At 47.0% G+C, this 234-nt stretch carries 1 protein-coding gene; it reads left to right on the top strand.

What is annotated here, in order from left to right; all coding sequences use genetic code 11:
* Positions 1-234: Ig-like domain-containing protein (locus ACVC43_RS07260; protein WP_452223841.1), on the top strand; the 234-nt coding region annotated here is incomplete at both ends.

Raw genomic sequence — 234 nt, 5'->3', positions numbered from 1 at the left:
CGATCAAGATCCAGATGGAACGATAGATGCAAGTACAGTAAACATTGTAACAGCAGGCGCAACCGATACGGATGGCGATGGCGATAACGATGAGTTAGTGGTACCAGGCGAAGGCACCTGGACTGTAGATGATACTACAGGAGCAGTAACCTTCACACCAGAAGCAGGCTTTACAGGCGATCCAACACCAATCGATTACAATGTGGAAGATAACGATGGTAATGTGTCTAACGA

Source organism: Lacinutrix chionoecetis (assembly GCF_053604665.1).
This window is presented reverse-complemented; position numbering and strand designations above follow the sequence as displayed.